The following is a 9119-nucleotide window of genomic DNA, read 5'->3' on the forward strand; positions in this document are numbered from 1 at the left end:
TAAAAATATTTAATAGAAACATTATTGTTAACTTCATGTCTACATTTATTTTATAAAAATATACTGCTATAAGATAAAAAATAATTGTTGCAATAATTGAAAAAATAAGCCCAAAATATTTTAAATTTTTTTCTATTTTTCTAAACAAAGAGGAATTAAATCGGTAAATACTTGTTTCAAATGTATTAATAAAGGATGCGTATACTAACATGGATAAATTCAATAGATTTGAAAGGACAAAATAATAGCTCATAGTTTCTTTGTCTATAAGTATGCCTACAATATATAAGTCAGATTTTGAAGCTAAAAAGCCAGCTAAAGATAATCCGAAATAATAAATTGAATTTTTTAAAACTTTGATTCCATTTGTCAATGATATATTTAGTTTGAAATCATTACGGAAATAAATGAAATAAGTAACTGTTTTTAAAGTTTCTAGAATTAAAAGAGAAGCTATAAAACTGGTTGATGAAAATTTATCTGGGAAAAAATAGAGAAGACATAGAAAAGCAGTGTAAAATACTACTTCCAAAAGGAGTATGATTTTACTTTTTTTTCTAAATAATATTAAGCTATCAAAGATTGGAACTAATGACTTTAGCAATAAAAATGGAATAATAAAAAGTTTAATGTCTTTTTGAATAGGCATAAAGAGAAAGAGTATAATAAAAAATAGAAGCAAAAGGATTTTACTAGAGAATAAAGATGAAATGAATGGTCTATAATCTTTTGGATTGTTACTTATTTCTTTGGTATTGTAAAACTTTCCACCCCAATTTATAAATATGTATAGTAATCCTATTGCGCTTATAAAATATACATAGGTGTTTAATATTTCTAAATCCTTTGTTCTTAATAATAAATAATTTAAAAATAATCCAAAGAAGCTCAATAATAAATTTCTACTAACATTTGAAATTGCTAAAAAATTTCTTTCTATTATTTTGTTTTTTTTAAAAAACATTATACTCATTTTATATTTATTTATAACGATATTATACTTTCAAAATTTGATTCGATTTCTTAAATCCATTATTGGTTTTTCATAAAATATATAAAAAATAAATCCAATAAAATAGAATGATACTATTGATAAAAGTAGGAACAGAGCGTCTATTCTAGAAATAATTGACTTTCTTATTTCTGCATCCCAATTTTCAAGATTTAAATGTAAAATTATTCTTGCTACTAGGGTAAAAAATATCCAAAACAATAGTATTGTGTAAATTGCATTTTTATTTTTAAATAGCTTTGTAAAAACAATAATGCAAATAGGTAATAAAAGATAAAACCATTCCTCAATAGCTAGAGAATAAGTATGCGGTAAAAAATCAAAATTGGTCTCGGAGATATTTTGGGTGGAAAATATAAAGGAAAATGAAAAATCTTTTGGATAATAAATGTTTAAATAAGAGAGAATTAGACAGATGATTATTACTAAAAAAAACATTGGTAATGTTTTAAACCACCTCCTAATGTAAAAATGGAATGTATTCTTTAAATTAAGACCGCCTTTAACTTGTGTTTGTAACTTGTCTAAAATACCTGCAATTAAAAAGCCACTTAAAACAAAAAAGAAATCAAGAGCACTATGACTTAATATCCAAAAAATTCTAAGCTTAGGAAAGTAAGCATCTGTAAACATAAAGGAATGTTGTAGAAGTACTAAGATAAGGGCAGTAGTCCTTAATAAATCGAAACCTTCTATTCTTTTTTGAATTAACATATAATTTTATTTGGGATAATATTTCAAACTATAAAATCCAATTCCTTTATTTTCATCTGAAAGAAAAATAATTTCTGTATTGTTTATTAATAAAGGCTTTATTTTGTTGTTTTTATCAAAAGTAAGTTGTTTGTTTTTGTAAAATATTTGCTGATTTTTTATATCCAATTCTTTCCAATTATCCACTTTTAAATACACACTTTTTTTGTTTTCACCTTTTTCATTCCAATAGAAATAGGTCAATTGGTTGTCATTTACAGTGTAATCATATATTAAAATGGGTGTTTTTTCCGTCAAAAGAGGTTTGCTTTTTTCTAATGCTTCTTGTTTAAAAAAAATTCCTATAAGTAATATAAAAAAACTTACAGCAAAAGACTTAACTAAAGTAGATTTCTTAAAAAGGGATATTAGAAACAGTAAAGAAAAAATAACCAATAGAAAAAGTCTTAAAAATGAAAAAGGGAAATTTTTTTCAATAAAAAAAGATACAGAAAAATTATTTATTAAAAACAATATTGCTCCCAAAACTATTTTTTTTAAAACTGAAATTTCACTTAAAAGCAAGGTAATAAGTGGAAATACCAATATGATAAATGAATATGTACTTCCATAAGGTGAAAACAGAATGCTGGCTAAAATCCAAAAACTATATACATATAAATTGTTTTTACAGGCTCTTGTGATAAAATATCCAAGTGATATGAGTCCGAATTTGAATGCTAAAAGTAAAATGGAGAAATAACTTGCTGCATGAAAAACTGGTTTTGGGTTTTCAATTGTATCAAATACCAGCATTCGTTTTAAAAACATAAAAACGGATTGATAATTATCTACAAAAGCAGTTGCAATTTCTCCATTAGATGCTTTGGGTAAAACCGAAGTGACAAAGAATAACCATATATTAACTCCAGAAAACAATATAGAAAAACCTAAAAGTAAAATCCCAAATAAAGCTGTATAAAGAATAATTTTAAATTCTTTCTTGATTAAAAAAAACAAAACAAAAATGACAGGGAACACTTTTAATAAAATAGCAAGACTTAAATAGAATGCGGTTTTTTTTAGTTGTTTGTTTTCATAACTAATTAAGGTTTCTGTTAAGAGAAAAAACAATAAAAAATAAACTTGACCAAATAAAATGTTGTTCTTTATAGGTACAAAAAATAGCAGAGGAATTATAAATAAATATTTTAAGTTGATATTGTAAAACCTAATTAATCTTATGCAACTTATAATTAATAGAGCTGAAGAAAAAAGATTAAAAAGAATCTTAGCATTAGTAACAGAAAATAATGTTAATGGAGTAAACAATAAGGCTAAAAAAGGGGTGTTTGGTGCGTAACTGGCAAATATATTTTGATAACCCAAATCTGAAATTGCTTTATTAAATTCGTATGGAAAATAAATTGTTGAATTAAATTGACCTTCTGTTAAAAAGTGAGCACCAAAATAGTAATTGGCAAAATCATGTATAGGAAAATAGATTGCTTTAGCAATGTAAAAAAGACAAAGAAAAAGTAATGGAATTAAACTAAAATATTTTGCTATAACTGACTTCATACCTTTTTAAATAAACGGAAATTTGCAAGCTTAGTCTTTTGTAAAAAATAAGAAAAAGAAACGCGTAACACACCTAAACCATATATAACACTTCTTTTAAAATTGATAGAAGAAGCTTCTTTAAAATACTTTGCGGGACAGGATATTTCACCAATTTTTGCATTTATAAAACAACATTGTGCTAAAATTTCATTATCAAAGATAAAATCATCAGAATTGCTGTTAAAATCTATATTTTTTAAAACTTGTGCATTAAAACAGCGGTAACCAGTATGATATTCTGATAGTTTTTGATTCATTAAAATATTCTGAATCAACGTTAATATTCGATTAGAAACATATTTATACAAAGGCATTCCTCCTTTTAAAGCTCCTTTACTCAAAATTCTAGACCCTAAAACCACGTCATATAAATCATTAGCTACTAAGGAAACCATTGCAGGAATTAATTTAGGAGTGTATTGATAATCAGGATGTAACATTAGAATAATGTCAGCATTTAACGCTAAGGCTTTATTATAAGATGTTTTTTGGTTAGCACCATATCCTTTGTTTGTATCATGTTGAATAATATGTTGGATGCCAATTTTCTTTGCAACTTGAACTGTATCATCTTTGCTGAAATCATCTGTTAAAATAACTTCGTCAACAATATCAAAAGGGATTTCGTTATATGTTTGTTGCAGGGTTTTTGCTGCATTGTATGCCGGAAGAATAACAATTATTTTTTTTGAATTGAACATTATTGTAAATGATTTACTTCAACTAACGATGTTTCTCTCACGGAAGTTGAAACGGGTAATCCTTGAAAAGGAGCTACACTTTCAATATCATTTCTATCATATAATTCTCCTAAGAAAGGAAATTCTGGATATACATGAGTTGAAAAATTGGATAGTAAGTTTTGAACTTGTGAAAGAGGTAAGTTCCATTCTATACTTAATCTTTCGGCTGACGGTTCCATGAAAGAAATATATAGTAATTCAGTATAAGTATGTTGTTGTGTTTGTGAAAAGTCAACCCCATCATTAAGACCAAGTTTCATTACCCTATTGCTTTCACGATAAGAAATTAACCTACTTTGAAATTCGTTATAAGCTAAATAGCCATTAAAGTCAGCTTGTGGAGTATACATTTGCTGGATATTAGATTCATGACACCACATGCATTTAGCTGGTTTGCCAGCATTGGAATGTTCAGCATCAACACTATTTTTCCTTATTCCATTTTGATCAAAAATTCCAAAACGTAATTGTCCATTCGTCAGTAATTCAATAGTTTCATATTCATAAACAACACCTGTTATTGGGTTTATTTCTTGACAAAAAAACAATTGATTGAAACCATTTTGTTCTGAAAACTGAATAATTCTGTGTTCTAAAGAAACACCGGAATTATTTACATACCCTTTTTCGGGTAACAAATTATATTGATTTAAGATTTCATTCAAATTATTTGGTACATCTAAAATTTCATAATAATGTTCGGAAGAACCAAGAAGCAAAGTTACATATCTACCTAAATCAACAGCATTATTGTTTTTATATTCGTAAGTGTTTTTGATTTTTTCTGATAGAATTAATATTTTTTTTAAGGCATTATCATTAAAACCAATTTTTTTTAAATCCATGATAATCGTATTGTTATTAACAATAAACCCTGAATTTGATGTAGGTAAAACAGCTCCCAGATAAGACAAAGCCCATTTTAGACCAATTAATGATTTATCAATTGAGTCTTCTGAATACGCTTTATTCCATTTTAAATTTATTGAAGTATCGGTTTCAATTAAATCGGAATAGCTGTCATTAGTACATGATAGTAAAAAAAATGCAAATAATATATAGATTGTTTTTTTCATTAATTATTACCTATTTAAAATCATCAATCCACTAGCCAAAAAAGCTTTTGTTTTATGTTTTATAGCTTGTGTTATATTACTATTTCTCTTTTTATAAAATTCTACTTCGTTTACCACTTTTGAAACGGCATAATCATAAAATTTTCTCGAATACGTCCTTTTAAAATCAATATCTCTGTCCGTTGAGGTTTCCCAATCTGGAGCATTTGTTATTTTAGATTCAATTTCATTATATAGAGAAGTTCCCTTGATTGGATAGGCAATAGTAATTGTATAATGGGTGGGATTGGCTTCTTTTAAATAATGTATCGTTTCCATAATATCTTTTTCTGTTTCTCCAGGATAACCCAGCATAATAAAAGTACCTGTTTCAATTCCTAATTTATTGGTTTTTTGAATGGCTTCTTTAACCACATTTACATCTACACGTCTATCCATTAAATCTATTATCTTTTGGGAACCACTCTCAGCACCAATCCAAATTCGAAAACAGCCAATTTCTTTTAAAATAGCTAATATTTCATCATTTAATCGTTCGGCTCTAGTGATACATTCAAAAGGTATTAAGGCCTCTTGTTTTACTACTTCTTCTTTAAAATTAAGCAACCATTTATGACTCACCGTAAAAACATCATCTACAAACCAAATAGCATCAGGATGATATTTTTCTTTTAGCATTTTCATTTCTGCAGCAACTTGTTCAGCTGGTCGCCTTCTATAACTTTGTCCATAAACAGCGGTGCTACACCATTTACAAGTATAAGGACAACCTCTTTGTGTGGAAATCGTCATCGAACTTTGACCGTGATTTTTTTTCCAAGTATCCAAATAGATTTGCATATTTATGGCTTCTCTATTGGGCAAGGGTAATTCGTCTAATTCTTTAAATTTTTTTCTACTTGGAGTTTGTATAACACTATTATTTTCTAAAAATGCAATTCCGTTAATTGTTGAGAACTCTTTATTTTGAAGTACAGCATCACATAACTCATGAGTCGTTTCTTCTCCTTCACCAATCACCAAAAAATCGGCACCGGATTTTAAATAATTTTCTATATTGTAAGAAACATCAGGACCACCAAGAATTATTTTGGGAAAACCAAAGGAAGTTGTTTTTACGATCTTAATAAGTTTAATAACTTCTATTTTAGTCATTAAATTAGTATAAATACAAATAATTTTAGGTTGCTCATTTAATATATATTGTAGCTGTTCGTCTTGGGAAGTGAAAGTAGTATCAAAAACTAAATTGTCTAATTTTTTACTTTTTAAATAAGCAGACACATACAGTAAGCCTAATGGAGGATAAGGCTTCATTATCTTCTGTTCCTTAGGATCATCCGATAAATAATAGGCATGTGTGAATAAAATACTCATTTTTTTTGTAAAATTATAATGTAATGATCGGCATATTTGGAAAGGAACGAAAAATTTCGAATCTGCATTTCCAAAAGATTTAAAAATTGTAAAAATCTTTTTTTGTTTTTAAAAAAAGGTTCTAAATAGGAAGGTGGAATAAAAAGACCAATGGGTTTATATTCTATACAATCAAAACTTCCTCTCGTTAAATGTACAATTTCTTTTGGATTATAGTAATAGGTAGGTACTTTTTCTCCATCAACATTTGCAAACGCTATCTTTTTTTTTCTTCGGAACGCGTTGCTCCATTTGCCTTTAATTAAAAAATAGAATTGTTCCCAAATTGTATTTTTAGGCATTAGTACTAAAGCCATTTTGCCTTTCTCTTTAAAAAAAATGGGCGCTGTTTCAAAAAATAAAGACAATTCTTCTGGTGATAAACAGTTTAAACCTCCAAAATTAGAAAACAATAAATCATATTTTTTTTCTTGGTGAAATGAAGAAAGATTGGTTATATCTAGAGTTGAAAAAGTAAGATTTTGATATTGATTTTTTGCTTTACCAATGGCAATCATTTTTTCAGAAACATCTGTTGCTAAAACCTCCAAATTTTGTGAAGCAAACCAAAGCGCATCTTCACCTGTACCGCAATTAATTTCAAAGATATTTTTTACTGAAAGCAAATGGGATGACATACTTTTATAGACTGCTTTACGTTGTAATTTTCCAATCAAAGTATGGGTAAATGATTGATCATAAGTTGCAGCAGCAATGTCAAAACTAGCTTTCATTTTCTAATGTTTTGAGTTTTATTTTATCCCAAAAAGCACTAGGAATATAGTAACCTAATTTTAAAATTCCTTTTAATTTTAAAGCAGTCGGTTTCGAATTAAATAGGTTTTTTAAATAATCAAATCCCTGACTTTTTCTATATTCTTTATGAACAAACCGTTGTAGTTTTCGATAATAATTAGAAGAATACGTTCCTTGAAACATTAAGTCTAAATCATCAGAATCTTTCCAATTGGCTTTTAATTTTAAATCATCTTTTACTTTATCATAAAATTTAGTTCCAGGCAAAGGATAAGATACTGAAATGCCAATATTATCAGGTAAGAGTTCCTTCACCATCTGTATGGTTTTTTGAATGTCTTCTTGATTTTCAGTTAAATATCCAAATTGCAAAAAGAAAGCTACTTTAATGTTTTTCTGCTTTAATAAACGAGTAGCTTCATAAATTTCAGACACTTTAGTACCTTTATCCATAGCGTCTAGAATTTTCTGAGAGGCACTTTCTGCGCCTACCCAAACCTCTTCGAGTCCTGATGTAGCTAAAGCCTCAATAGTGTCTTCTTTTAATAATAAATCCACTCTACTTTGAATAAAATAAGTTATTTGAAGGTTTCTTTTTTGTAGTTCCTTATTAAATTCTTGAACCCAATTGGGTTTTAAGCCAAAAATGTCATCACACATCCAAAATCGTTTTACTCCAAAATTTTCTTGTAAATAGGCAATTTCTTGAACGATATATTCTGGAGAATGTGCATTATAACGATTGCCATAAATGGGTTTAGCACACCAATTGCATTTGTAAGGACAACCTCTAGTGGTGGCAATGTTTAAAGTAAATTCTTGTTTACTTTGATTCCAAATCTCTTTGTACGAATTTATATCAATTAAATCCCAAGCAGGTAATGGTAATTGATCTAAATCTAGTAAAACAGATCGAGTAGGATTTACTTGAATTTGATTTTCATTCTTAAATGCAATTCCTTTTATGTTTTCAATGGAACTTCTATTTTCAATGGAATGGATTAACTCTTCTAATGTAATTTCTCCTTCGCCTTGAATAATATAGTCTGCCCCTTTTTTTAAATAGGCTTCATAATGATCTGTTGCATCTGAGCTAGACACAATAACGATACAGTTGTTTTGTTTACCAATGTGAATCATCTCAAAACAGGCAACTCTCATATTAGTCAAACACATTTTGGTTAAATAATTGAAACCATCATCATAAATAACTAAATAATCATAGGTATTCTGATTAAAAACAGTTTGGATTTCTTTAGGAGAATCTAATAAATTGGTATCGAAAAGACTAACTTCATGTCCTTTATTCCTCATTAAAGATGCAGCATATAGCGTTCCTAGTGGAGGAAAGGGTGTTTTGTTTTTCCACTGTTTTGGATCTAATTTATAGTAGTAAGAATGAGAAAAAAGAATGTTAGACATGTTCTTTAGGAATATCTATTTGGAAATTTTCTTTTATAAAATCGTATTTTGTATTTAATGCATCAATGACTTTTTTTTGAAAATTAGAAGGATGATGTTTTGATACCTTTTTAGAAGACTTGAAAGCTAGAGCAAAATCTTCTGGTTTCATCTTTTTTCTAAATTTTAATTTCCAAAAACAAAGGGTTAAATGAAAAGCCATTTTTTCTAGAATATTACCTAGAAATCCATTGTAAATTTTTTCCGATAATTTAATAAAATTATTTTTATATATCGGTTGAATAGCTCTTATATTCGTCTTTTTATTTGGAATAAATTCTTTATACCATTCATTTTTTTTGAAAAAAGCTTCAAAAATTTCATTACCATATAAAGGAA

8 protein-coding genes and 1 pseudogene are annotated in these 9119 nt (G+C 27.5%); all 9 read right to left on the bottom strand.

The genetic code is table 11. The features are described from left to right. The coding region (locus HALO113_RS16745; RefSeq protein ID WP_159780284.1) for a hypothetical protein at nt 1–964 on the bottom strand (964 nt) is incomplete at its 3' end. Nucleotides 965–1003: 39 nt separating this feature from the next. After that, complete coding sequence (locus HALO113_RS16750) at nt 1004–1726, bottom strand: acyltransferase (protein ID WP_159780285.1); 723 nt, start codon at nt 1724–1726, stop codon at nt 1004–1006. Nucleotides 1727–1732: 6 nt separating this feature from the next. Further along, nucleotides 1733–3286 (bottom strand): glycosyltransferase family 87 protein, encoded by a 1554-nt coding sequence (locus tag HALO113_RS16755; RefSeq protein ID WP_159780286.1) that lies wholly within the window; start codon nt 3284–3286, stop codon nt 1733–1735. Beyond that, the gene (locus HALO113_RS16760) at nt 3283–4029 is read right to left on the bottom strand and encodes a glycosyltransferase family 2 protein (RefSeq protein ID WP_159780287.1); all 747 of its coding nucleotides are present in this window, start codon (nt 4027–4029) and stop codon (nt 3283–3285) included. Before HALO113_RS16760 ends, HALO113_RS16755 begins: the two co-directional genes overlap by 4 nt. After that, nucleotides 4029–5147 (bottom strand): hypothetical protein, encoded by a 1119-nt coding sequence (locus HALO113_RS16765; protein WP_159780288.1) that lies wholly within the window; start codon nt 5145–5147, stop codon nt 4029–4031. The genes HALO113_RS16760 and HALO113_RS16765 overlap by 1 nt, the downstream gene beginning before the upstream one ends. Nucleotides 5148–5153: 6 nt before the next feature. Beyond that, nucleotides 5154–6524: a B12-binding domain-containing radical SAM protein gene (locus HALO113_RS16770; RefSeq protein WP_159780289.1), complete on the bottom strand. Its 1371-nt coding sequence runs from the start codon at nt 6522–6524 to the stop codon at nt 5154–5156. Next, complete coding sequence (locus HALO113_RS16775; RefSeq protein WP_159780290.1) at nt 6521–7297, bottom strand: bifunctional 2-polyprenyl-6-hydroxyphenol methylase/3-demethylubiquinol 3-O-methyltransferase UbiG; 777 nt, start codon at nt 7295–7297, stop codon at nt 6521–6523. The genes HALO113_RS16770 and HALO113_RS16775 overlap by 4 nt, the downstream gene beginning before the upstream one ends. Next, on the bottom strand, nt 7287–8741 hold the full coding sequence (locus tag HALO113_RS16780; protein WP_159780291.1) for a radical SAM protein: 1455 nt from the start codon (nt 8739–8741) through the stop codon (nt 7287–7289). Before HALO113_RS16780 ends, HALO113_RS16775 begins: the two co-directional genes overlap by 11 nt. Beyond that, nucleotides 8734–9119: pseudogene (locus HALO113_RS16785) on the bottom strand (hypothetical protein); the annotation flags it as partial. The gene HALO113_RS16780 and the pseudogene HALO113_RS16785, both read right to left, overlap by 8 nt.

This window comes from Flavobacterium sp. 9AF (assembly GCF_902506265.1).
In the GTDB taxonomy this organism is placed as follows: domain Bacteria; phylum Bacteroidota; class Bacteroidia; order Flavobacteriales; family Flavobacteriaceae; genus Flavobacterium.